This is a genomic window from Paraburkholderia xenovorans LB400 (genome assembly GCF_000013645.1).
GTDB classification, from domain to species: domain Bacteria; phylum Pseudomonadota; class Gammaproteobacteria; order Burkholderiales; family Burkholderiaceae; genus Paraburkholderia; species Paraburkholderia xenovorans.
Map to the genome: position 1 here is coordinate 4,330,355 of NC_007951.1, position 24,340 is coordinate 4,354,694.

Consider the following 24,340-nt stretch of genomic DNA (forward strand, 5'->3'; position numbering starts at 1 on the left):
AAAATGCCGGCAGGCGCCGGCATCGAGGGAAACGGAAACTGATGGCCCGGGCATGCTGCCGGACCACCGCGAAATCGGGACAAGCTACCGCGCAAAAACGACGCGGCGCGCCTCGCAGCGCGCCGCCTTCGGCATTACACGATCTTGCCGTGGCACTGCTTGTACTTCTTGCCGCTGCCGCACGGGCACGGGTCGTTACGGCCGACCTTCGGCACGTTGTCCGCGCTCATGTTCGCTGCGGCCGCCTGCGACGAGCCGTGGCTCATCGCGTCGCCGATCATGGCGGCGGTGGCCGCCTCCGCGGCGACCGGCGCCGCCGCAGCGGCTTCGGCGAATTCGGCGTGACGGAACTCGACGTTCTCCAGGTGGCTGCCCTGCTCTTCCAACTGTTCGGCGGCCTGTTCCAGCTGTTCCGGCGACTGGATCTGCACGTTCATCACCACGCGGGTGACTTCGAGCTTCACGGCGTCGAGCATCGCGGCGAACAGTTCGAACGCCTCGCGCTTGTATTCCTGCTTCGGGTTCTTCTGCGCATAGCCGCGCAGATGGATGCCCTGGCGCAGATGGTCGAGCGCGGCCAGATGTTCGCGCCAGCTACGGTCCAGCGTTTGCAGCATGATCGAGCGCTCGAACGCGCTGAACGACTCGCGGCCGACCAGTTCGACCTTCGCTTCGTACGCTTCGTCTGCCGCGGCTTCAACCGCTTCGAGAATCTCGTCGGCGCTGATCGAGTTCGACTCGTTGATCATTTCCTGGATCGCGAGGTCGAGCTGCCACTCGTTGCGCAGCACTTCCTCCAGCTCGGGCACGTCCCACTGCTCTTCAATGCTGCCGGCCGGCACGAACTGGTGGACGATATCGGCGATCACGCTCTGGCGCATCGCGCCGATCGTTTCGGTGATGTCGTTCGCTTCGAGCAATTCATTGCGCTGCTGGTAGATCACCTTGCGCTGATCGTTCGACACGTCGTCGTATTCGAGCAATTGCTTGCGAATGTCGAAGTTGCGCGCTTCGACCTTGCGCTGCGCCGACTCGATGGAGCGCGAGACGATGCCGGCCTCGATCGCTTCGCCTTCCGGCATCTTCAGGCGTTCCATGATCGCGCGCACGCGGTCGCCGGCGAAAATGCGCAGCAGCGGGTCTTCCAGCGACAGATAGAAGCGCGACGAACCCGGGTCGCCCTGACGGCCGGCACGGCCGCGCAACTGGTTGTCGATCCGGCGCGACTCGTGACGCTCGGTGCCGATGATGTGCAGGCCGCCCGCGGCCTTCACCTGATCGTGCAGCGCCTGCCATTCGTCGTGCAGCTTCTGGATACGGCGCCGCTTTTCGTCTTCCGGCAGCGTTTCGTCCAGTTCGAGGAACGACGCCTGCTTTTCCGCATTGCCGCCGAGCACGATGTCCGTACCGCGACCGGCCATGTTGGTGGCGATCGTAATGCGCTTCGGACGGCCGGCTTCGGCGACGATCTCGGCTTCACGCGCGTGCTGCTTGGCGTTCAGCACTTCGTGCGGCAAACCGGCCTGCTTCAGCAGATGCGACAGCAACTCGGAGTTTTCGATCGACGTAGTACCGACCAGCACCGGCTGACCGCGCTCATAGCAATCGCGAATGTCGCGGATCACCGCGTCGTAGCGTTCCTTGGCGGTCTTGTAGATCTGATCCTGCTTGTCGATCCGCTTGGGCGGACGGTTGGTCGGGATCACGACCGTTTCGAGCCCGTAGATCTCGTTGAATTCGTAGGCTTCGGTATCCGCCGTGCCGGTCATGCCGGACAGCTTCGCGTACATGCGGAAGTAGTTCTGGAACGTGATCGACGCGAGCGTCTGGTTCTCGCTCTGGATCTTGACGTGTTCCTTCGCCTCGACAGCCTGGTGCAGGCCGTCCGACCAACGGCGGCCCGACATCAGGCGGCCGGTGAATTCGTCGACGATCACCACCTCGCCGTTCTGCACGACGTAATGCTGGTCCTTGAAGAACAGCGTGTGCGCGCGCAGCGCGGCGTACACGTGGTGCATCAGCGTGATGTTCTGCGGCGCGTACAGGCTTTCGCCCTCGCCGATCAGACCCCACTCGGAGAGCAGGCGCTCGGCCTTTTCGTGGCCCGATTCCGTGAGGAACACCTGGCGGCCTTTTTCGTCCAGCGTGTAGTCGCCCGGCTTTTCTACGCCGGTGCCGTCCGCTTTCTCTTCGCCGATCTGGCGCTCCAGCAGCGGCGGCAGCGCGTTCATGCGCACGTAGAGCTCGGTGTGATCTTCGGCCTGGCCGGAGATGATCAGCGGCGTGCGGGCTTCGTCGATCAGGATCGAGTCGACCTCGTCGACCACCGCGAAATTCAGGGCTCGCTGCACGCGCGCGTCGGTCTCGTAGACCATGTTGTCGCGCAGGTAGTCGAAGCCGAATTCGTTGTTCGTGCCGTAGGTGATGTCCGCCGCGTAGGCTTCCTGCTTCGCGGCGTGATCCATCTGCGACAGATTGATACCGACCGACAGACCGAGGAAGTTGTACAGCCGCGCCATCCATTCGGCGTCGCGCTGGGCCAGGTAGTCGTTGACCGTGACGACGTGCACGCCGCGGCCCGACAACGCGTTCAGGTACACCGGCAGCGTGGCGACGAGCGTCTTGCCCTCGCCCGTGCGCATTTCGCCGATCTTGCCGTAGTGCAGAACCATGCCGCCGATCAGCTGCACGTCGAAGTGGCGCATTTTCAGCACCCGCTTGCTGGCTTCGCGGCACACCGCGAAGGCTTCGGGCAGGAGCTTGTCGAGCGACTCGCCGCTCGCGACGCGCTGGCGGAATTCACCCGTTTTGCCGCGCAGTTGGTCGTCCGTCAATTGCTCGATCTGCGGCTCGAGCGCATTGATCGCCGCGACGGTCTTTTGATATTGCTTGACTAGCCGCTGGTTGCGGCTGCCAAAAATCTTCTGTAGAAAACCGGTGGTCATCGGATCGGTGTCTGCGTCGCGGCTTCGGCTGGGTCGCGCCGTGCAATTCGTGCACGTGCGCTCCGGGGGTCAGAAGGGCCTCGGCGGCTTAGTCCAAGAGTGAATTCGAATCGCGCATTTTAGCACGCGCCCCCGCCCACGCCTGTGTCAGCAATGAGACGGCGGCAGGGCATCCGAAGCCCGCAGCAGCGCGCCCGGAGAGTGCGCATGAGGCGGGTCCGCGTGCATCCCGCGCGGTACAATCGCGGCGTGAACGCGCATAGGGTGCGAACACGCCGCTACCCATCGAAAATGAGCCGTTTTCCTTCCTTTTCAAGGCCGCCGCCCAAGCAGTTCAAGGCGCGCCGCCCGCAGCCGGTCGCCGAAGTGCTCAATCGCACGGATGCGTTCGCGGCCCTGCGCGCGGGCGTCGAGCAGATTGCGGCGCTGGAAAAGGACCTGCGCGCGCTGCTGCCCGACTATCTGGCAACGAGCGTCGAGCCCAGCTTTATCAAGGAAGGTGTGCTCGCCCTGTTTGCCGGCCATAACGCGCTGGCGGCACGGCTTCGGCATCTGGAGCCGCGGCTGTTGTCGGATCTGCAGCAGCGCGGCTGGCCCGTCAATGCACTGCGGATTCGGGTGCGGCCGCAACCGGTCAAGGAACCGCCGCCGGTCAAGCAGGCCCGCATGACGCCGGCCGGCGCGGATGCGCTCCACGCGCTGAGCGAATCGCTGGCGCCGTCGCCTTTGCAGGAAGCCCTGGCGAAAATGGCGGCCCGGCATCGGAGAAATCGCTAGGCAGAAAAAAAGCGGCCCGACTGGGCCGCTTGCTTTTCATCCGCTTGTTTCGGAAATTTCGCCGGAAGGCGTCAGGCGAAAGCCGTCTGCGTTTCGTAGGCAAAGCCGCGCGGTGCCTTCTGCGTGTCGTCGAAGGTGACGATTTCGTACGAATCTTCGTGCGCCAACAGCTCCCGCAGCAGCGCGTTGTTCAGGCCGTGGCCGGACTTGTACGCGGTGTACGACGCCAGCAACGGATGCCCGACCACATACAGATCGCCGATCGCGTCGAGCATCTTGTGTTTCACGAACTCGTCGTCGTAGCGCAAGCCGTCGTTGTTCAGAATGCGGTACTCATCCAGCACGATTGCGTTGTCCATGCTGCCGCCGCGCGCAAGACCCAGTTCGCGCATCATTTCCACTTCATGCGCAAAACCGAACGTGCGGGCACGCGCGATCTCGCGCACATACGACGTATTGGCAAAATCCACTTCCAGCGCCTGGCCGGTTTTATCCACAGCCGGGTGACGGAAATCGATCGTGAATTTGAGCTTGAAACCGAAATACGGATCGAGACGCGCGAATTTATCGCCGTCGCGAATCTCCACCGGCTTGGTGACCTTGATGAATTTCTTCGCCGCGTTCTGCTCTTCAATACCTGCAGATTGAATCAGAAACACGAACGAACCGGCACTGCCGTCCATGATGGGAATTTCTTCGGCGGTGACGTCGACATACAGGTTGTCGATGCCAAGACCGGCGCAGGCGGACATCAGATGCTCGATGGTCGAGACGCGCGCGCCGTCTTTCTGCAAGACAGAAGCCAGACGCGTATCGCCAATCGCCATCGCCGACGCGGGAATGTCGACCGGCGTGGCCAGATCCACGCGCGAAAACACGATGCCCGTATCCGGCCCCGCCGGACGGAGCGTCAGTTCGACTTTACGGCCCGAGTGCAGACCAATGCCGACTGTCTTGACGATTTGTTTGATAGTGCGCTGCTTCAACATGGTGATCTTCTATTCGATTGAAAATCCCAATCGGGACTTTTTATTCCATAGCGCGGAGTATACTCCAATACCCTAAAGAGCGTCTTTGCGCGGAACGTATCAATCTGTTTCGCTGCGTTACCCTTGGGCGCCCGTCAGGGGAAGCGTGACGGGCCGATGTCCCGGAACGGAGGCGTTTCCGGTCATCGGCCCGCGTAACGGCCTGTCACAAAAGCGTCTTATCGGCCGTTGCCCTGGCACAACGCGCAAAGCGTATGCCCAAGGTGAAGGCCGCGACGCCAACGTGCCTAGCTCAACGTGGCGAGAATACTCCCTGCATCGCTGACTTCGAATTTGCCGGCAGCCTCGACGTTCAACGTCTTGACCACGCCGTCGTCGACCACCATCGCGTAGCGCTGGGAACGGATTCCCATGCCGCGCGCCGACAAATCCTGCTCGAGACCGAGCGCTCGCGTGAAAGCCGCACTGCCGTCCGCCATCATGCGCACCTTGCCCGAGGCGTGCTGATCGCGTCCCCACGCGCCCATTACGAACGCGTCGTTGACGGACACGCACCAGATTTCGTCGATGCCGAGAGCGCGCAACTGCCCGGCATGCTCGACATAACCCGGTACATGTTTGGCTGAACAGGTCGGCGTGAACGCGCCCGGCAATCCGAAGATCACCACACGCTTGCCCGCCGTCTGCTCGCGCACGTCGAAGCTGTTAGGCCCGATCGTGCAGCCCGCCCGCTCGTCTTCGATCAACTCGAAGAGCGTTGCGTCGGGCAGCTTGTCACCTGTCTGAATCATGCTCAGTCCTTTGCATCGATGCGAAGCACGCTCGCACGTCGTCGTGTCGCAGTGAAAAACCGGCATGAACCCCACTACACGTTCCGCCGCCCGGCGACAGTCGCCCACTCCGCTTCGCGAATCCGAAGAGGGCAGTTGTCCTTGTCGCGAATCCTCAAAGATACGCGACTTGTTCGCCGTTCACCCGCCACGCTCGTGCACTCGTCCGCCAGCGCCAGAATCGGCGCGGCAACGAAAGCCTGCCCGTGCGCTCAGTCCGCCTGCTTGCGCAGGAATGCCGGAATGTCGTACGTGTCGACGCCCTTTTCCTGGAGCGCCTGCACATGCGAAGCGGCCGTATCGCGCGACGTGCGCCACACTGCCGGCGTATCCAGCGCACCGTAATCGGCGGTGCTGGCGTGCGCCGACTGCGGTGCGTACGCAGCGTGCGCGTTGACCGGCTGGTTGTCGGTGCCGGTGCGCAGCAGCGTCATCGGTGCCGATTGCTGCTTCTTCGCCGCACGGCCCAGACCCGTTGCCACGACCGTCACGCGCAGCGCGTCGCCCATTGCATCGTCGTACACCGCGCCGAAAATCACGGTGGCATCTTCCGCAGCATAGCTCTTGATGGTGTTCATCACTTCGCGCGTTTCCGACAGACGCAGCGAACGGCTCGACGTGATGTTGACCAGCACGCCACGCGCACCCGACAGATCCACCCCTTCCAGCAGCGGGCTGGCGACAGCCTGCTCGGCGGCCAGACGCGCGCGATCGACGCCGGCAACCGTCGCCGTGCCCATCATTGCCTTGCCCTGCTCGCCCATCACCGTCTTCACGTCTTCGAAGTCGACGTTCACCAGACCGTCGACGTTGATGATTTCCGCGATGCCGGCAACTGCGTTGTTCAGAACGTCGTCTGCGCACTGGAAGCACTTGTCCATCTCGGCGTCATCGCCCATCACCTCGAACAGCTTGTCGTTCAGAACGACGATCAGCGAGTCGACGTGATCCTCCAGTTGCTGCGAACCGGCTTCCGCGACGCGCATCCGCTTGCCGCCTTCGAATTCGAACGGCTTGCTGACCACGCCAACGGTCAAGATACCCATTTCCTTGGCGATCTGCGCGACCACGGGTGCTGCGCCCGTGCCCGTGCCGCCGCCCATGCCGGCCGTGATGAAGACCATGTGCGCGCCGCGCAGTGCGTCGGCGATGCGCTCACGGGCTTCTTCCGCTGCGGCGCGGCCCATTTCCGGCTTCGCGCCGGCGCCCAGACCCGTGTTGCCGAGCTGGATCACCGCGGAGGCGCGCGAACGCGACAGCGCCTGCGCGTCCGTGTTCATCACGATGAAGTCGACGCCTTGCACGCCTTTGTTGATCATGTGCTGAACGGCATTGCCGCCAGCGCCACCTACTCCGATCACCTTGATGATGGTGCCGTTCGTTTCGGTTTCCAGCATTTGGAAATCCATGATGCCTCCGTCAAGATAAAAAATTACAGCCACTCGGCCGTTATTCGGCGGGAGATCGGGCAACCTCCTGTCGCGCGCTGGCCGCCGGCACCAGCGCGTATTCCTAAAACCCGTTCGAAACCTGTTCTGTGCAGCGATACAGCGAATGCTTTAGAAGTTGCCGAGGAACCAGTCCTTCATGCGCGTGAACACCTGGCCCATCGAGCCCGACTGCACGGCGACCTTGCGGCCGCGCATGCGTTGCGAGCGCCCTTCGACGAGCAGGCCCATCGCCGTCGAGTAGCGCGGATTGCGCACCACGTCGGCGAGACCGCCCGCGTATTCCGGCACGCCGATCCGCACCGGCTTCAGGAAAATGTCCTCACCGAGCTCGACCATGCCGAGCATCATCGACGCGCCGCCGGTCAGCACCACGCCGGAGCTCAGCAGTTCCTCGTAACCCGACTCGCGCACCACCTGCTGCACGAGCGAAAACAGTTCTTCGACACGCGGCTCGACCACCGCCGCCAGCGCCTGGCGCGACAGCGTGCGCGGGCCGCGCTCGCCGAGTCCCGGCACTTCGATCATTTCGTCCGGATCGGCCAGCGCCTGCTTGGCGATGCCGTAATCCACCTTGATGTCTTCCGCGTCCGGCGTGGGCGTGCGCAGCGCCATCGCGATGTCGCTCGTGATCTGGTCGCCGGCGATCGGAATCACCGCCGTATGCCGGATCGCGCCTTCGCTGAAAATCGCGATGTCCGTCGTGCCGCCGCCGATATCCACCAGCACCACGCCGAGTTCTTTTTCGTCTTCCGTCAGCACCGCGAGCGACGAAGCGAGCGGCTGCAGGATCAGATCGTTCACTTCGAGCCCGCAGCGGCGCACGCACTTCACGATGTTCTGCGCCGCGCTCACCGCGCCGGTGACGATATGCACCTTCACTTCGAGGCGAATGCCGCTCATGCCGATCGGCTCGCGCACATCTTCCTGCCCGTCGATGATGAATTCCTGCGTCAGGATATGCAGCACCTGCTGATCGGTCGGGATGTTGATCGCCTTCGCCGTTTCGATCACGCGCGCCACGTCCGTCTGCGTGACTTCCTTCTCCTTGATCGCGACCATGCCGCTGGAATTGAAGCTGCGGATATGGCTGCCGGCAATCCCGGTAAATACGTTCGTGATCTTGCAGTCGGCCATCAGCTCGGCTTCTTCGAGCGCGCGCTGAATGGACTGCACGGTGGCCTCGATATTCACCACCACGCCTTTCTTGAGCCCCTTCGATTCGCTCTGGCCGAGGCCGATCACCTCGTAGTGACCTTCGCCCTTCAACTCGGCGACGATGGCCACGACCTTCGACGTCCCGATGTCGAGGGCGACCAGCAGATCTTTATAGTCTTTACTCATAGCGTGCTCATTGCGTGTGATGTCCGTTTACTTCTTGCCCTTGTCGGGTTCGGTGATAAAGCGCATCCCTGCCGCGCGAATCGCGAAACCGTTCGGATAGCGCAAGTCCGCATACTCGATATCCTTTCCCCAACGTTGCGTCACCGCGTTCCACGCCGCAGTCAGCCGGCGGCTCCGATCGAGTAGCGTGTCCTGATTGCGCTCGCGCCCAAGTTCCACCTGCGTGCCGTTCGAGAGCTTCACCGTCCACGCGTAGCGCGGCGACAGCGTCACTTCTTCAGGCGTCGCGCCCAACGGCGCAAACCATTTCTGGAAGTCGTGATACCGCGCGACCACCTCTTTTGCCGTGCCGTCCGGACCGTCGAACGCGGGCAGATCCTCTTCGAGCTCGCCCTGATTCGCGGTGAACAACTCGCCGTCGACGCTCACCAGCTGATCGCTGCCCCACGTCCCCAGCGGTTTGTACTCTTCGAGCGTGACAGCCAGCGCATTCGGCCAGACGCGCCGCACGCTCGCATGACGCACCCACGGCATCTGCTCGAACGCCTGACGCGCCACGTCGAGATCCACCGTAAAAAAGTTGCCCTTCAAACGCCCCACGACACCCGCGCGCACCGTCGGCGAATTGATGTGCTCGGTGTCGCCGTCGATCTGGATTTGGCGCAGCGCGAAATTCGGACGCTGGATCAGCCAGTAACCGCCTGCCGCCAGCAGCACAAGCACCAGCAACACATGCAATGCGTTGGAGGCGAAATTGAGCTGGCGAACGTTGTTCCACATGGTGTTGCTTTTGGGTCGCCCCGGTTAGTCCTTGAGCGTCAGCGCCAACACGGCGACAACGAGTTCCTGATAACTGATGCCCACCGCTCTCGCCGCTTTCGGCGGCAGCGAGTGATCGGTCATGCCGGGCGCCGTGTTCACTTCGAGGAAATACGGGTTGCCGTCGGCGTCGAGCATGAAATCCGCGCGGCCCCAGTCGGTGCAGCCGAGCACGTCGAAGGCACGGCGCGCCAGCACTTTCAGACGCGCCTCCTCGTCCGCCGTCAGACCGCACGGAATCAGATACTGCGTGTCGTTCGCGATGTACTTCGCGTGGTAATCGTAAAACTCGCCGGCCGGCACGATGCGGATCACCGGCAAATCCAGATTGCCGGCGATGCACGCGGTGTATTCGCCGCCGCCTTCAATACTCTTTTCGACCACCACGATCCTGTCGAACTTCACTGCTTCGATCAACGCGGCGGGCAGCGCGTCTGCGCTTTTCACCTTGATTACCGCGACGCTCGAACCTTCGCTCGCCGGCTTCACGAAAAGCGGCAAACCGAGCTTCGCGACGATCTCCTTGGCGCGCGCTTCGTAGTCGTCGCCGCGCAGCACGGCTTCGAACGGCGGCGTCGGAATACCGAGTTGCTGCCACACGAGCTTGGTGCGGAACTTGTCCAGACCGAGCGCCGAGCCGAGCACGCCGCTGCCCGTGTAGCGGATGCCGTAAAAATCGAGCGCGCCCTGGATCTGGCCGTTCTCGCCGTAGCCGCCGTGCAGCGCGTTGAACGCGCGCACGAAGCCCTCTTCCTTCAATGCGGCGAGCGGACGCTCGGCCGGATCGAACGGATGCGCGTCGATGCCGGCGTCGCGCAGACCTTGAAGCACGAGACGCCCGGAATTGAGCGACACCTCGCGCTCGGCGGAATTACCGCCGAGCAGCACTGCCACCTTGCCGAACTGTTTGGGGTCGATACTGCTCATCTCACTCACACCTTTGTTTCCTGCGCGAGGCGAGCCGGCACACCGCCGATCGAACCTGCGCCCATCGTGATCACCACATCGCCGTCGCGCACTATCGCCGAGAGCGCGTCCGGCACTTCATCCACCGTATCGACAAACACCGGTTCGACCTTGCCTGCCACCCGCAGCGCACGCGCGAGAGCGCGGCCGTCCGCGGCGACGATCGGCGACTCGCCGGCCGAATAGACTTCGGTCAGCACCAACGCGTCGACGGTCGACAGCACTTTCACAAAATCTTCGAAGCAGTCACGCGTACGCGTGAAGCGGTGCGGCTGGAATGCCAGCACCAGACGCCGGCCCGGAAATGCGCCGCGCGCCGCCGCCACCGTGGCCGCCATTTCGACCGGGTGATGACCGTAGTCGTCGACCAGTGTGTACGCGCCGTTCGTGCTGCCTTCGCTGAACACCGGCACCTCGCCGTAGCGCTGGAAGCGTCGGCCCACGCCGTTGAAATCCGCCAGCGCTCGCTGGATATCGGCATCTTTCACTTCAAGTTCAGTCGCAATGGCAATGGCGGCCAAAGCGTTCTGCACGTTGTGCTCGCCCGGCAGGTTCAGCACGATGTCGAGCGGCGCCGCGTCTTCGCGCATCGCCGTAAAATGCATCTTGCCGTCGCGTGCCTGTACGTTCACCGCGCGCACCTGCGCGTCCGGCGCGAAGCCGTAGCGGATGATCGGCTTCGACACGAACGGCAGGATTTCCTTCACGTTCGGATCGTCGACGCACAGCACCGCGATGCCGTAGAACGGCAGACGGTGCGTGAATTCGATGAACGCCTGCTTGAGCCGCGCGAAGTCGTGGCCGTAGGTGTCCATGTGATCGGCGTCGATGTTCGTGATGACTTCGATCACCGGGAACAGATTCAGGAACGACGCGTCCGACTCGTCGGCTTCCGCGACGATGAAGTCGCCCGTACCGAGCCGCGCATTCGCGCCCGCGCTGATCAGCCGGCCGCCGATCACGAAGGTCGGGTCGAGTCCACCGGCGGCGAGCACGCTCGCCACCAGCGAGGTGGTCGTGGTCTTGCCGTGCGTGCCGGCAATTGCAATGCCCTGCTTCAGGCGCATCAGTTCCGCGAGCATCACCGCACGCGGCACGATCGGAATGCGGCGATGGCGCGCGGCCAGCACTTCCGGATTGTCACTACGCACCGCGGTAGAAACGACTACCGCGTTCGCGCCTTCAATGTTCTCCGCAGCGTGACCGATCGCGATGCGCGCGCCGAGTGCGGCGAGGCGATCGGTAATCGCGTTGCTCGTCAGATCCGAGCCGCTCACCTGATAGCCGAGGTTGACCAGCACCTCCGCGATGCCGCTCATGCCGACACCGCCGATGCCGACAAAGTGAATGTGTTTGACGATGTGTTTCATTGCTTTCCTTCTGGGCTCGCGCCCGAAATCGAACCCGCCACGGTCGCGCAAATCTGCGCGACCTGTTCCGTGGCGTCGGGTTTCGCGAGCGAGCGCGAACGCTCCGCCATCTCCGCGAGGGTCTCCCGCGTCTGGCTGCGCAACCAGTCAGCGAGGGTTTCCGCCGACAGGTCGCGTTGCTGCACGACCAGCGCCGCGCCGTTGTCGGCGAGGAACGCTGCATTAGTGGTTTGATGATCGTCTACTGCATACGGGAACGGCACGAAAAGCGCCGCCACGCCCACTGCCGAAATCTCGGACACCGTCATCGCGCCGGACCGGCAGATCACCAGGTCCGCGTTCGCGTAGGCGCTCGTCATGTCGTCGATGAACGGCACGAGTTCGACGTCGGCGCCCGCTTGCAAACCCGCTGCCGCGTAGTTCTCGCGCAGCGCTTCAATGTGCTTCGCGCCCGCCTGATGCACGATGCGCGGCCGTTCGTTCGGCGCCAGCAAAGCCACCGCGCGCGGCACGACTTCATTCAATGCCGCCGCGCCCAGACTGCCGCCCACCACCAGCACATTCAACGGACCGCTGCGCTGCGCGTAGCGTGCTTTGGGTGCAATTGCGCCCGCAAGTTCCGCACGAATCGGATTTCCTGTCCATTCGCCGTGCGGCAGTGCATTCGGGAATGCAACCAGCACGCGTTTAGCGACTTTCGCGAGCACCTTGTTCGCCAGACCGGCAATCGAATTCTGTTCATGCAGCACCAGCGGACGGCCGCTCAACGCGGTCATCAAACCGGCCGGAAACGTGATGTAGCCGCCCATGCCGAGCACCACATCCGGCTTCACGCGGCGCAGCACGCTGAGGCTTTGCGTGCAGGCACGCAGCAGATTCAGCGGCAGCATCAGCTTGGTTTTCAGGCCCTTGCCGCGCAGGCCGCCAAAGCGCACGTATTCCATCGGGATGCCGTGCTTCGGCACCAGCGTCGCTTCCATGCCCGCGGGATTGCCGAGCCATACGACCTTCCAGCCCCACGCCTGCATCAGATGAGCGACCGCGAGCCCCGGGAACACGTGTCCCCCGGTGCCACCGGCCATCACCATCAGCGTGCGTTGCGGCAGAGCGGTCATACTTTCCCTCCGCGCATGAGCACCCGGTTCTCATAGTCGACGCGCATCAGCACAGCCACCGCGACGCAGTTCAGCAAAATGCCCGAGCCGCCGTAACTGACGAGCGGCAACGTAAGACCTTTGGTCGGCAGCAAACCGAGGTTCACGCCCATGTTGATGAAGGTCTGCGCGCCGAACCAGATGCCGACGCCCTTCGCGACCAGACCCGCGAACGTGCGGTCGAGTGCGAGCGCCTGGCGGCCGATCTCGAACGAGCGGCGCACGATCCAGTAGAACATCAGGATCACGACCAGCACGCCGACAAAACCCAGCTCCTCGCCGATCACCGCGAGGATGAAGTCGGTATGCGCTTCCGGCAGATAGTTGAGCTTCTCGACGCTGCCGCCGAGTCCCACGCCGAACCACTCGCCGCGGCCGAACGCGATCAGCGAGTGCGTCAATTGATAGGCCTTGCCCTGGGCGTAACGGTCGTCCCACGGATCGAGGTACGCGAAAATCCGCTCGCGACGCCACGGCGACGCCCACACCAGCAAACTGAACGTGCCGACCGCGGTGGCGACGAGGCCGCCGAACAGCTTGCCGTTCACGCCGCCGAGAAACAGCACGCCCATTGCGATCGCCGCGATCACCATGAACGCGCCCATGTCCGGTTCGAGCAGCAGCAACGCGCCGACGAGCCCCACGGCGACTGCCATCGGCAAAAAGCCTTTGGCGAAGCTGTGCATGTATTCCTGCTTGCGCACCGTGTAGTTCGCGGCGTAAATCGTTACCGCGAGCTTCATGATTTCCGACGGCTGCATGTTCGTGATGCCGAGCGGAATCCAGCGGCGCGCGCCGTTCACGCCCTTGCCGACGTGCGGGATCAGCACGATCACCAGCGCGGCCAGCGAAATCAGAAACAGCTTTGGCGCGTACTTGTCCCACGTGGCGATCGGAATGCGGAACGACACGACGCCGATTACCGAGCCCATCACCACGAAAATGATCTGGCGCACGAGGAAGGCGTAGTCGCGATACGACGCGTATTTCGGCGAATCGGGCATCGCGATCGACGCCGAATACACCATCACCACGCCGAGTCCGAGCAGCGCGACCACTACCCACAGCAGCGAGTGATCGTAGTCCAGCATGCGCGAGCGCAGCGGACGCACGCCGTTGACGGCGCTCGCGAGACCGCTGCCGCCGCCCGTGCGGCCGCCGACCCGGCCCGCGCCGCCCAAACCGCCTGCGTCGCTGGCTGCAGCCTGACGCGAACCGAAACGTTCCGACCAGCTCATATCATCGTCCCCCGTTCGGCTGCGATCTCTTCCACCGTGCCGCGGAACACCGCGGCGCGGTGCGCGTAACCCTTGAACATGTCGAAGCTCGCGCAGGCCGGCGACAGCAGTACGGCGTCGCCCGGCTGGGCCAGCGCGGCCGCGGCGCGCGTTGCTTCTTCGAGCGTGGCGTGGTCCGTCATCGCGATACCGGTGTCTTCCAGCGCGGCGCGAATCTGCGGCGCGTCACGGCCGATCAGCATCACAGCGCGGCACCAGCGCATGACGGGCGCCGCGAGCGGTTCGAAATCCTGGCCCTTGCCGTCACCGCCGGCGATCAGCACCACACGCTGCGCGAGTCCGTCGAGCGCGGCGACCGTCGCGCCGACATTGGTGCCCTTGCTGTCGTCCACATAGTCGATACCGTCGATCGACGCGATCAATTCCACGCGATGCGGCTCGCCGCGATATTCGCGCAGACCGTGCAGCAGCGACGCGCCCGGCAGGCCGATCGCGCGTGCGAGCGCGTAGGCGGCGAGCGCATTGGCGGCGTTGTGCAAACCCCGAATGCGCAAGGCGTCTGCCGGCATCAGGCGCTTCAGTGCGATGTTCGGCGGCGTCGCCACTTCGTTCTTGCGGCGGCGCTTCGGCGCGGGTTCGTCGCTCGCGTCGCGATCGTGCGCCTCGACCAGCCAGATCATGCCGTTGTCGCGCAGCAAGCCGTAGTCGCCCTCGTTCTTCGGCTCGGTGACGCCGAACGTGACCATCCCGGCTTCGCTGTCTTCGGAAGGCGCGAGCTTCATCACGCGCGAGTCGTCGCGATTCAGCACGCGCACCGTTTGTGTACCAAAGATGCGGCCCTTCGCGGCAGCGTACGCGTCCAGTCCGCCGTGCCAGTCGAGGTGATCCTGGGTGATGTTCAGCACGACCGCCGCGTCAGGCGAAAACGTGTGCGCGGTTTCGAGCTGGAAGCTCGATAGCTCCAGCACCCACACGTCCGGCAACGCGGTGTTGTCGATCGCTTCCGAGAGCTTGTCGAGCAGCGCCGGGCTGATATTGCCCGCCACCGCGACCTTCCTGCCGGCGCGCTCGCACAGCAGGCCGGTCAGGCTCGTAGTCGTGGTCTTGCCGTTCGTGCCGGTGATCGCGATCACTTTCGGCGCATAGCCGCTTTCGCCGAGCGTCTTCAGCGCTTGCGAGAAAAATTCGAGTTCGCCCCACACGGGGATGCCCTGCTCGCGCGCCGCCGCGATCAGCGGCAACAGATCCGCGGCAAGCGGCGACAAACCCGGACTGATGGCGACGAGTTCCACGCCTTCGAGCAGCACCGGCGAAAACGGGCCGCCGACGAATTGTGCGTCGACGCCGTGTGCTTCGAGCGCGGACAGGTTCGGCGGCACTTCGCGCGTATCGGCCGCACGCAGCCGACAGCCGTGCCGCGCGCACCAGCGCGCCATAGCGAGACCGGATTCACCCAGTCCCAGCACGAGCACCATCGGCTTTTGCCGATCCCGAAACTTCTCGCCGAACATCGCCTGCTTCCCCTAATACCTGCTGCTTAACGCAGTTTGAGCGTGGACAAACCAAAGAGACACAACATCAACGTGATGATCCAGAAACGCACGACCACCTGCGTTTCCTTCCAACCGGACAACTCGAAGTGGTGATGCAGCGGCGCCATCTTGAAGAGACGCCGCCCTTCGCCGAACCGGCGTTTGGTGAATTTGAACCAGGTGACCTGCAACATCACGGAGAGCGTCTCCGCGACGAAAATGCCGCCCATGATGAAGAGCACGATTTCCTGGCGCACGATCACCGCGACCGTGCCGAGCGCGCCGCCGAGCGCGAGCGCGCCGACGTCGCCCATGAACATCTGCGCCGGGTGCGTGTTGAACCAGAGGAACGCGAGCCCTGCCCCGCCCATTGCCGAGCAGAAAATCAGCAGTTCGCCCGCCCCGGCGATATGCGGAAACAGCAGGTATTTCGAATAGACCGAGCTACCCATCACGTAGGCGAACACACCGAGCGACGCGCCGACCAGCACCACCGGCATGATCACGAGACCATCGAGACCGTCGGTGAGGTTGACCGCGTTGCTCGCACCGACGATCACCAGATACGTCAGCACGATGAAGCCCCACACGCCGAGCGGATAGCTGATCGATTTGACGAACGGCAGCATCAGGTCGGCATGGGGAGGCAGGCCCATCGAGAGGCCGCTGCGCACCCACGCCATGAACAGGTCATACACGCGCACATTGCTCGCCTCGGACACACTGAACGCGAGGTACACGGCGGCGAACAGGCCGATCACCGACTGCCAGAAGTACTTTTCGCGCGACGACATGCCGCGCGGATCCTTGTAGACCACCTTGCGGTAATCATCGACCCAGCCGATCACGCCGAAACCAAAGGTGACGAGCATTACGATCCAGATGAAGCGATTCGTCAGATCGGCCCACAGCAACGTAGCCACGGCGATGCCGAGCAGAATCAGCACGCCGCCCATAGTCGGCGTGCCGGATTTGACGAGGTGTGTCTGCGGGCCGTCTTTACGGACGGCCTGACCGACTTTCATGGCGGTCAGCTTGCGAATCACCGCCGGGCCGCAGACGAGCCCGATCAGCAGCGCGGTGATGGTAGCCATCACCGCACGGAAAGTCAGATAACTGAACACGCGCAAGAAGCTTGCGTCATTCTGCAGCCATTGCGCCAGCGCCAGTAGCATGCTTCGGTCCTTCTATTTCAATGTGCGGCGGGCGTGCTGCCCGCTGCGTTGGGTTGTGGACTCGTAACGGCGTCCACCACGCGCTCCATCTGCATGAAGCGCGAGCCTTTCACGAGAAGCGTTGCGGCAGGTCCGAAACCGGCCTGCTGCAATTGCGCGACCAGCGTGCCGATGTCGGCGACGTGGTGCGCGTTCGCGCCATACGCGGTGCAGGCGTCGCGCGAGGCGTCACCCATTGCGTATAGCGCGTCGATACCGCGGTCCCTGGCGTATGCGCCGATTTCGCGGTGGAACGCCGGACCGTTGTCGCCGACTTCGCCCATGTCGCCCATCACCAGCACGCGGGGTGCGGGGCGCGAGGCGAGCACGTCGATTGCGGCGCGCATCGAATCGGGATTGGCGTTGTAGGTGTCGTCGATCACGGTTGCACCGGCGAGCGAGCCGAGGACGCCTTGCTTCACCTGCAAGCGGCCCTTTACGGCGCCGAACGATTCGAGACCGCGCCTGATCGCGTCGAGCGAAACGCCCGCGGCCAAAGCGGCGGACGTTGCGGCCAGTGCGTTGTGCGCGTTGTGGTCGCCGAGCACCTGCAGCGTGACTTCGAGCCGGCCTGCCGGCGTGTCGATGCTCAGGACGTTGCCAGCGAACGTGCCTTTTACTGCAGCTTCAGTGGTGCGCTCCGCGGAGTTCAGCGCGAAGTCCATGATGCGGTTGCCGGTTGCGGCCACGCGCCAGATGCTCGCGTAAGCGTCGTCGGCGGGGAACACCGCGACGCCTTCGGGCGACAGCGCATGAATCACGCTCGCGTGTTCCAGCGCGACAGCCTCGACCGTCGCCATGAATTCCTGGTGCTCACGCTGTGCGTTGTTCACGACGGCAACCGTCGGCTCGGCGATTTTCGCGAGCTCGGAGGTTTCGCCCGGATGGTTCATGCCGAGTTCGACCACCGCCAGTTGGTGCGCCGCGTGCAGCCGGAACAACGTGAGCGGCAAGCCGATGTCGTTGTTGAAGTTGCCCGCAGTGGCGAGACGTGCGTCGGCGCCGACCGCAGCCGCGAAGATCGACGCGATCATTTCCTTGACCGTGGTCTTGCCGTTGCTGCCCGTCACGGCGACGAGCGGCATGCTGAACCGGCGGCGCCAGCCGCGTGCGAGCGCACCCAGGCCGACGCGCGTGTCGGCGACTTTGAGCGCCGGTACGTTCCAGTCTTGCGGCGTGCGCGTAACCAGAACAGCGCTCACGTTGCGCACGGCCACGTCCGGCAGAAAGTCGTGCGCGTCGAACCGGTCGCCCTTGATCGCGACAAACAGATCGCCCGGGCCGGCGCTGCGGCTGTCGGTCGAGATGCGTTCAATAGTGACGCTGTCGTCGCCGAGCACGGTTGCGCCCGGGATCAGCGCCGCGGCTTCACGCAGCGAGAACATGCTCATTCGCCACCTCCGCGTGCGTGCGTCGCGCGTGCGGCCAGCGCGAGGCGCGCGTGATCCTGATCGGAGAAAGCGCGTTTCTTACCCATGATTTCCTGTGTTGCTTCATGCCCCTTGCCGGCCAGCACGATGACGTCTTCGCGCGCGGCGCTGCGGATCGCCTGCAGGATCGCACTTGCGCGGTCCTCGATACGGCGCGCCTTCGACGCGTCTTTCATACCCGCCGCGATCTGCTCGATGATCGATTGCGGATCTTCGCTGCGCGGGTTGTCGCTGGTCACCACCACGCCGTCGGCGATCTTCTCGGCAATCGCGCCCATCAGCGGACGCTTGGTGGCGTCGCGGTCGCCGCCGCAGCCGAACATGCAGATCAGTTCGCCGCCGCGCGCGGTTACCATCGGGCGCAGCGCTTCGAGTGTTTTTTCCAGCGCATCCGGCGTGTGCGCGTAATCGATCACGACGAGCGGTTCGTCGTTCTGCAAGCGGCCGCCCAGACGCTGCATGCGGCCGTTCACCGGTTCGAGCTGCGCCAGTTCGGCCAGCGCGGCTTCGAACGGCACGTCGGCGGCGAGCAATGCCCCCAGCACGCCGAGCAGATTGCTCACGTTGAACGCGCCGAGCGTTTGCACTTCGACTTCGGCATCGCCCCAGTCCGAGGTGCTCAGATGGAACGCGGTACCGGTGGCCGTGGCGCGCACATTCGAGGCGAGCAGCAACGCGTCGGCTTGCGGTGCGTCCTGCAGCGCGCCTTGCCCGCTGTCGAGCCCGTACGCGATCGTGCGCGCGTGGCCTTGCGTGCTCGCGAGCAAACGGCGGCCGGCCGCATCGTCGCGATTGATCACCGCCGCACGCAGTTCCGGCCAGGCGAAGAGGCGCGCTTTGGCGGCTTCGTAGGCTTCGAATGTCTGGTGATAGTCGAGATGGTCCTGCGTGAGATTCGTGAATACGGCGATGTCGAACGCCGTGCCGTTCACGCGGCCCTGGTGCAGCGCATGCGACGACACTTCCATCGCTACCGCCTGCGCACCCGCGTCGCGCAATTGCGCAAGGCTGCGTTGCAGTTGCGGCGCGTCGGGGGTGGTGAAACCCGTGTGCACCAGGTGACCCGGCAAACCCGTGCCGAGCGTGCCGATGATCGCGCAACGCGTGCCGAGCGCCGTCAGCGCCGCCGAGATCCACTGGCTGCACGAAGTCTTGCCGTTCGTGCCGGTAATGCCGACCGTGAGCATGCTGTCGCTCGGGTCGTTGTACCAGCCGCTCGCGATCGAACCCGCGAGTTCGTTCAACGCCGGCACGGCGAGCATGTTCGACGGATTGATCGCGCCGCTGAAGCCCTCGGGCTGAACCAGCACGGCGGCGGCGCCACGCTCGATCGCACCCTCGATGAACGGGCGGTTGTCCGCGCCGTCCACCGCGTAGGCGAAAAACGCGTCGCCCGCCGCGAGCGAGCGCGTGTCGGCGTGCAGATGCGCACCTGGCTGCACGTGAGCGTGCAGCCAGGTGAGGGCGTCGGCGATCTGCCGCTGCGCGGGATGCTTCTGACGCAGCGCACTCATCGCACGACTCCCGGATGGCTTCTCGCGTTCGCGGCAATCGTCATCTTCTTCGCGCCGGCGCTGGTGGAGAGTTTCTTGACCGTGGCAGGCGTGGCGGGCGCGGTCGGCGCCGGCGGGGCCGAGTCGTCTGACACCACCATCTGCTTGACCGGCATGTCCGGCGGCACGTTCAGCGAGCGCAGCGTATCGCCGACGATGCTGGAGAACACCGGGCCCGACACCTGACCACCGAAGTGGCTGCCCGCGGTCGGTTCGTCGACCGAAACGGCCACGACGATGCGCGGATTCGGCATGGGCGCCATGCCGACGAACGACGCGCGATATTTGGAGTGGTCGTAGCCGTGCGCGCCGTGCTTGTACGCCGTGCCGCTCTTGCCGCCGACGCGATAGCCCGGCACCGCCGCATCCGGCGAGGTGCCGCCCGGCGCCGTGACGGTTTCGAGCATGGCGCGCACTTCGCGAGCGGTAGTGGGCGCGAAGATCTGCGGGCCGGTGGCCGGCTGATCGCCAGGCGTGCGGAAGATCGACACCGGCATGATCTCGCCGTCATGCGCGATCGCGGTGTAAGCGCGGCCCAACTGGAACAGCGACACCGACAGACCATAGCCGTACGACATGGTGGCCTGCTCGATGCGGCGCCAGCTCTTCCACGGACGCAGACGGCCAGCCGCCGCGCCCGGGAAGCCGACCTTCGGCGCCTGGCCGAGACCGATGCTGGTGTACATGTTCCACATCTCTTCGGGCTTGAGCTGCATGGCGATCTTCGTCGCGCCGATGTTGCTCGACTTCTGGATCACGCCGCCCACGGTCAGCACGCCGAACGCGCTGTCGTCGGTAATCGGCGCGCCGTCGAGCACGAAACGGCCGCCGCCTGTATCAACCAGTGTAGTCGGCGTGACACGGTGCAGATCGAGCGCGAGCGAGACCGTGAACGGCTTCATGATCGAGCCGGGTTCGAACGTGTCGGTCAGGATGCGGTTGCGCAACTGGTCGCCGGTCAGGTGAGTGCGGTCGTTCGGGTTGTACGTGGGGTAATTGACGAGCGCCAGTACTTCGCCGGTGCGCACGTCGATCACCATTGCCGCGCCGGCCTTCGCCTTGAATTTTTCGACGGCCGCCTTCAGGTTCGTATAAGCGATGTACTGAATCTTGCTGTCGATCGAGAGATCCACGTCCTGGCCGTTGTGCGGCACGACCTGCTCGTCCACGTCCTCGATGATGTGGCCCATGCGGTCCTTGATCACGCGGCGGCTGCCCGACACGCCGGCGAGCAGCTTCTGGTCGCCGAGTTCGACGCCTTCCTGGCCTTCGTCTTCCACGTTGGTAAAGCCGATCAGGTGGGCCGTGATCTCGCCTTCCGGATAGAAGCGCTTGTACTCGTCGCGCGAGTAAATGCCGGGAATCTCCAGCGCGGTGACTTTTTCCGCAATGTCCACCGGCACCTGGCGTTTCACGTAGACGAAGTTTTTGTCTTCCGACAACTTGGTGCGCAGTTCCTTGTTCGTCATGCCGAGCAGCTTGCCGAGCGAAGTCAGCTTGTCGGCGCCGAGGTCGTCCGGCACCGATTCGGGAATCGCCCAGATCGCGCGCACCGGCAGACTCGTGGCCAGCACGAGACCGTTGCGGTCGAGAATCTTGCCGCGCGTAGCCGGCAGTTCGAGGCGGCGCTGATAGCGGATTTCACCCTGCTTCTGATAGAACGCGTTGCCCGGGCCCTGAATCCAGAAGGCGCGCGCGGTGAGCGCGACGAACGCCATGAAAAGCATGAACACGACGAGCTTGGAGCGCCACATTGGCAGGCGCACCGACAGGATCGGGTTGGCCGAGAAAGCCACGCTCTTGCGAGCCGACGATTTTTTCATCGCACGCCTCCGCGACGGGTCGCCGCCGGCGCCGATGCGGGGCCGGAAGTCGGGATCGGCGCGTCTTCAGCTTTCACCGCGCCCGGATCGAGCGTGAGGTACTGGGTACGGCCGGTCGTAACCGATTGCATCTTCAGGGAATCAGTGGCGATCTGCTCGATGCGCGAGGTTTTCGACAACGCGCTCTGCTGATACTGAAGTTGCGAATAGTCCTGCTGCAACTGGCGCTCCTGCGATTGAGCGCGCTGCAACTGGATAAAGATCTGGCGCTGCTGATTGGTGGCGTTGACGACCGACAAGGCGCAGCCCATCACGATAATCAGCAGGAAGATATTGAGGCGGTTCATGGTGCGATCCGCTCCGCCACGCGCATCACGGCAGAACGGGCGCGCGGGTTCGCGGCGACTTCAGCGTCGCTCGCGAACACGCGGCCGATGATCTTGAGCGGAGGGCTCGGCAGATCGACTGCGCGAATCGGCAGACGGCGGTCCACCGCCGGCGTACTCGCGTGCGCCTGCATGAATCGCTTGACGATCCGGTCTTCGAGCGAATGAAAGCTGATGACCACCAGCCGCCCCCCTTGCTCCAACAGCGACAACGCCGCTTCTAAAACGACTTGCAGCTCCGCAAGCTCTTGATTGATGTGAATCCGTATAGCTTGAAAGGTGCGGGTTGCCGGATCCTTGCCCTTCTCACGGGTCTTGACGACGTTAGCCACGATTTGGGCAAGCTCGCCCGTGCTGACGAGAGGCCCAAGACGGTCGGACTCTGCCCGGCGAGCAACAAGCGCCTTTGCAATCTGAAAAGCAAACCGTTCTTCCCCATAATCTCGTATCACCTCCGTCAATTCCTGCACCGTGGCCCGCGCCAGCCAGTCAGCCGCCGATTCGCCGCGCGTCGGGTCCATCCGCATGTCGAGCGGGCCGTCGGCGCGAAAGCTGAAGCCCCGCTCCGGATCGTCGACTTGCGGCGACGATACGCCCAGATCCAATAAAACGCCCGACACCCGCCCTACGCCGCGCTCCGCCATTGCGGTGCGCAGTGAAGCAAAACTCTCGTGCACGATGCCAAAGCGCGGATCCGTGATTTGCTGAGCCGTGGCGATGGCGAGCGGGTCTTTGTCGAAAGCGATCAGACGCCCCGACTCACCCAACTTCTCCAACACCAGCCGGCTATGACCACCGCGCCCGAACGTGCCGTCCACATACACGCCGTCCGCGCGCGTGACCAGCGCCTGAACCGCTTCTTCCAGCAGCACCGTGCGATGCTGCAATTCATTTCCCATCGCAGGTGCCATATATGTAAACCGCGATCAGAACGTGAAATCTTTCAAGGCATCGGGCATGCCCTCTGCCATTGCCGCCTGTTCCTTCGCGGTGTATGTCTGTGCATCCCACAACTCGAAGTGACGGCCCATGCCGAGCAAGGTCACTTCTTTTGCCAGCCCGCCGGCCGTGCGCAATTCCGGCGACACGAGCACGCGCCCCGCGCCGTCCATATCCACGTCCATTGCGTTGCCGAGAAAAATGCGTTTCCACCAGGTCGCGTTCATGGGCAGCTTGTCGACCTTGTCGCGAAAGATTTCCCACTCCGGGCGCGGAAAGAGCAACAGGCAGCCGTCCGGGTGCCTGGTGATCGTCACCCGGCCCTCTGCCTGTGTTTGCAGCGCATCCCGATACCGAGAGGGAATAGACATCCGCCCTTTCGCATCGAGCGTCAGCGCCGACGCCCCTTGGAACACTTCGCTCTCCCCTGTGACGCGTTTGCGCCCGCTGCCCGATTCGTGAAAATCTACCCGAAACTGCCTGTGAGATCACACAAAAATACACTTTCTCACACTGTCTCCCACTTTAGAGGAACGCTAAACAGGGGTCAAGGGAGATGCGCGCTTTTGCGACGAATTTTGTTTGTTAGAACAAGGACTTAGCGCGACTCCTTCACGTCAGACATAAAACGGAAAACCGTTATAAATGAATGAGCTAGTGCAACTTGTGAAGGTGATACGTGAAAAGTGCAGGGGAAAGGCGCGGAATGAAAGAGATCGTCAAGCGGGATCGGGAGGTGTCGGCTGGCGTTTCCGGTACTTCAGGCGACGGCGCACGAGGCGCCGTCCCACTTTCGGCGGGTACGTGAGCGGAGCGCTCGAACTGATATCTCGAGCTTAAATGTAATAAGCGGTACGGGTCATGACTTTCGACACGGCGCGCATCAGTCCGCGCACGGGGAACGGCAATTCGATCCCGCCGGCTTCCATTGCGGCCTTGCCATGTTCCACCTCGTCCACCCGCATCTGCTCGACGATCGCGCGCGACTCGCGGTCGGCTTCCGGCAACTGCTCCAGATGACTATCCAGATGCTGCTCCACCTGGCGCTCGGTTTCAGCCATGAAGCCCAGGCTGACACGGTCGCCCATGCGCCCCGCTGCCAGGCCGATTGCCAGCGCGCCGGTGTACCAGAGCGGGTTCAACAGACTGGGACGCGAGTCGAGCGCTTCCAGACGCTTCGCAGTCCATGCGAGGTGATCTTCCTCCTCGATTGCCGCGTGATTGAACACGGCGCGCAACGAAGGCGACCTGGTCGCGAGTTTCTGAGCCTGGTAGAGCGCCTGGGCGCACACCTCGCCGACATGGTTCACGCGCATCAATCCAGCCGAATGCGCACGCTCCGCCGGTGAGAGTTCGGGCGCCGCTTCCGTCACCGCTGATTCTTGCGGCACCGGCAACGGACGGCTCATTCGCGACACGCCAGTCATTGAGCGTAAACCCCGATCAAACTCGCTAATCAACTCGTCCAGAAACATTCAACGCCCCCTTGTTCGCCCACCGCTTCATCGATCCGCCAGGTCCGTGCCATAAGGCTTTACGGCTGAATTCGGACTGTGCGGAAACCTTCGAACCGCGTGAATCAG

At 63.7% G+C, this 24,340-nt stretch carries 20 protein-coding genes; 1 reads left to right on the forward strand and 19 read right to left on the reverse strand.

Features of this window, described 5'->3' with window-relative positions; all coding sequences use genetic code 11:
* Positions 1 to 134: 134 nt before the first annotated feature.
* Positions 135 to 2,945 carry a preprotein translocase subunit SecA gene (secA, locus tag BXE_RS19385; protein WP_011489910.1) on the reverse strand — a complete coding sequence of 937 codons (2,811 nt, stop codon included), beginning with the start codon at positions 2,943 to 2,945 and terminating at the stop codon, positions 135 to 137.
* 291 nt (positions 2,946 to 3,236) lie between these two features.
* Between secA and BXE_RS19390 the strand changes: the two genes are divergently transcribed.
* Positions 3,237 to 3,722 carry a DciA family protein gene (locus tag BXE_RS19390; RefSeq protein WP_011489911.1) on the forward strand — a complete coding sequence of 162 codons (486 nt, stop codon included), beginning with the start codon at positions 3,237 to 3,239 and terminating at the stop codon, positions 3,720 to 3,722.
* A 71-nt stretch (positions 3,723 to 3,793) separates the two neighbouring features.
* Here BXE_RS19390 and lpxC read toward each other — a convergent pair whose 3' ends face one another.
* From lpxC to coq7, 18 genes are all read right to left on the reverse strand, one after another.
* Positions 3,794 to 4,711 carry a UDP-3-O-acyl-N-acetylglucosamine deacetylase gene (lpxC, locus tag BXE_RS19395; RefSeq protein WP_007180314.1) on the reverse strand — a complete coding sequence of 306 codons (918 nt, stop codon included), beginning with the start codon at positions 4,709 to 4,711 and terminating at the stop codon, positions 3,794 to 3,796.
* Positions 4,712 to 4,998: 287 nt separating this feature from the next.
* Positions 4,999 to 5,502 carry a peroxiredoxin gene (locus tag BXE_RS19400; protein WP_011489912.1) on the reverse strand — a complete coding sequence of 168 codons (504 nt, stop codon included), beginning with the start codon at positions 5,500 to 5,502 and terminating at the stop codon, positions 4,999 to 5,001.
* A gap of 251 nt (positions 5,503 to 5,753) precedes the next feature.
* On the reverse strand, positions 5,754 to 6,950 hold the full coding sequence (gene ftsZ / locus BXE_RS19405) for a cell division protein FtsZ (RefSeq protein WP_011489913.1): 1,197 nt from the start codon (positions 6,948 to 6,950) through the stop codon (positions 5,754 to 5,756).
* 150 nt (positions 6,951 to 7,100) lie between these two features.
* Positions 7,101 to 8,333 (reverse strand): cell division protein FtsA, encoded by a 1,233-nt coding sequence (ftsA, locus tag BXE_RS19410; RefSeq protein ID WP_007180311.1) that lies wholly within the window; start codon positions 8,331 to 8,333, stop codon positions 7,101 to 7,103.
* A 27-nt stretch (positions 8,334 to 8,360) separates the two neighbouring features.
* Positions 8,361 to 9,113: a cell division protein FtsQ/DivIB gene (locus BXE_RS19415; protein WP_011489914.1), complete on the reverse strand. Its 753-nt coding sequence runs from the start codon at positions 9,111 to 9,113 to the stop codon at positions 8,361 to 8,363.
* A gap of 24 nt (positions 9,114 to 9,137) precedes the next feature.
* Positions 9,138 to 10,079 carry a D-alanine--D-alanine ligase gene (locus tag BXE_RS19420; RefSeq protein WP_011489915.1) on the reverse strand — a complete coding sequence of 314 codons (942 nt, stop codon included), beginning with the start codon at positions 10,077 to 10,079 and terminating at the stop codon, positions 9,138 to 9,140.
* Positions 10,080 to 10,084: 5 nt separating this feature from the next.
* Positions 10,085 to 11,488, reverse strand: coding sequence for a UDP-N-acetylmuramate--L-alanine ligase (gene murC, locus BXE_RS19425; RefSeq protein WP_011489916.1), 1,404 nt, complete (start codon positions 11,486 to 11,488; stop codon positions 10,085 to 10,087).
* A complete protein-coding gene (gene murG, locus BXE_RS19430; RefSeq protein WP_011489917.1) occupies positions 11,485 to 12,603 on the reverse strand; it encodes an undecaprenyldiphospho-muramoylpentapeptide beta-N-acetylglucosaminyltransferase in 1,119 nt (372 codons plus the stop codon). Before murG ends, murC begins: the two co-directional genes overlap by 4 nt.
* Positions 12,600 to 13,880 carry a putative lipid II flippase FtsW gene (ftsW, locus tag BXE_RS19435; protein WP_011489918.1) on the reverse strand — a complete coding sequence of 427 codons (1,281 nt, stop codon included), beginning with the start codon at positions 13,878 to 13,880 and terminating at the stop codon, positions 12,600 to 12,602. The genes murG and ftsW overlap by 4 nt, the downstream gene beginning before the upstream one ends.
* The gene (gene murD, locus BXE_RS19440; protein ID WP_011489919.1) at positions 13,877 to 15,391 is read right to left on the reverse strand and encodes a UDP-N-acetylmuramoyl-L-alanine--D-glutamate ligase; all 1,515 of its coding nucleotides are present in this window, start codon (positions 15,389 to 15,391) and stop codon (positions 13,877 to 13,879) included. Before murD ends, ftsW begins: the two co-directional genes overlap by 4 nt.
* Before the next feature lie 26 nt (positions 15,392 to 15,417).
* Positions 15,418 to 16,587, reverse strand: coding sequence for a phospho-N-acetylmuramoyl-pentapeptide-transferase (mraY, locus tag BXE_RS19445; protein ID WP_007180303.1), 1,170 nt, complete (start codon positions 16,585 to 16,587; stop codon positions 15,418 to 15,420).
* 17 nt (positions 16,588 to 16,604) lie between these two features.
* Positions 16,605 to 18,017 carry a UDP-N-acetylmuramoyl-tripeptide--D-alanyl-D-alanine ligase gene (gene murF / locus BXE_RS19450; protein ID WP_011489920.1) on the reverse strand — a complete coding sequence of 471 codons (1,413 nt, stop codon included), beginning with the start codon at positions 18,015 to 18,017 and terminating at the stop codon, positions 16,605 to 16,607.
* Positions 18,014 to 19,570: a UDP-N-acetylmuramoyl-L-alanyl-D-glutamate--2,6-diaminopimelate ligase gene (locus BXE_RS19455; protein WP_011489921.1), complete on the reverse strand. Its 1,557-nt coding sequence runs from the start codon at positions 19,568 to 19,570 to the stop codon at positions 18,014 to 18,016. Before BXE_RS19455 ends, murF begins: the two co-directional genes overlap by 4 nt.
* Positions 19,567 to 21,432, reverse strand: a complete 1,866-nt coding sequence (locus BXE_RS19460; protein ID WP_011489922.1) for a peptidoglycan D,D-transpeptidase FtsI family protein — start codon at positions 21,430 to 21,432, stop codon at positions 19,567 to 19,569. Before BXE_RS19460 ends, BXE_RS19455 begins: the two co-directional genes overlap by 4 nt.
* Positions 21,429 to 21,779 (reverse strand): cell division protein FtsL, encoded by a 351-nt coding sequence (ftsL, locus tag BXE_RS19465; protein WP_011489923.1) that lies wholly within the window; start codon positions 21,777 to 21,779, stop codon positions 21,429 to 21,431. The genes BXE_RS19460 and ftsL overlap by 4 nt, the downstream gene beginning before the upstream one ends.
* Complete coding sequence (gene rsmH, locus BXE_RS19470) at positions 21,776 to 22,729, reverse strand: 16S rRNA (cytosine(1402)-N(4))-methyltransferase RsmH (protein ID WP_011489924.1); 954 nt, start codon at positions 22,727 to 22,729, stop codon at positions 21,776 to 21,778. The genes ftsL and rsmH overlap by 4 nt, the downstream gene beginning before the upstream one ends.
* A 15-nt stretch (positions 22,730 to 22,744) precedes the next feature.
* Complete coding sequence (gene mraZ / locus BXE_RS19475; RefSeq protein WP_011489925.1) at positions 22,745 to 23,173, reverse strand: division/cell wall cluster transcriptional repressor MraZ; 429 nt, start codon at positions 23,171 to 23,173, stop codon at positions 22,745 to 22,747.
* 420 nt (positions 23,174 to 23,593) lie between these two features.
* Positions 23,594 to 24,232: a 2-polyprenyl-3-methyl-6-methoxy-1,4-benzoquinone monooxygenase gene (gene coq7, locus BXE_RS19480; RefSeq protein WP_011489926.1), complete on the reverse strand. Its 639-nt coding sequence runs from the start codon at positions 24,230 to 24,232 to the stop codon at positions 23,594 to 23,596.
* Positions 24,233 to 24,340 lie beyond the last annotated feature (108 nt).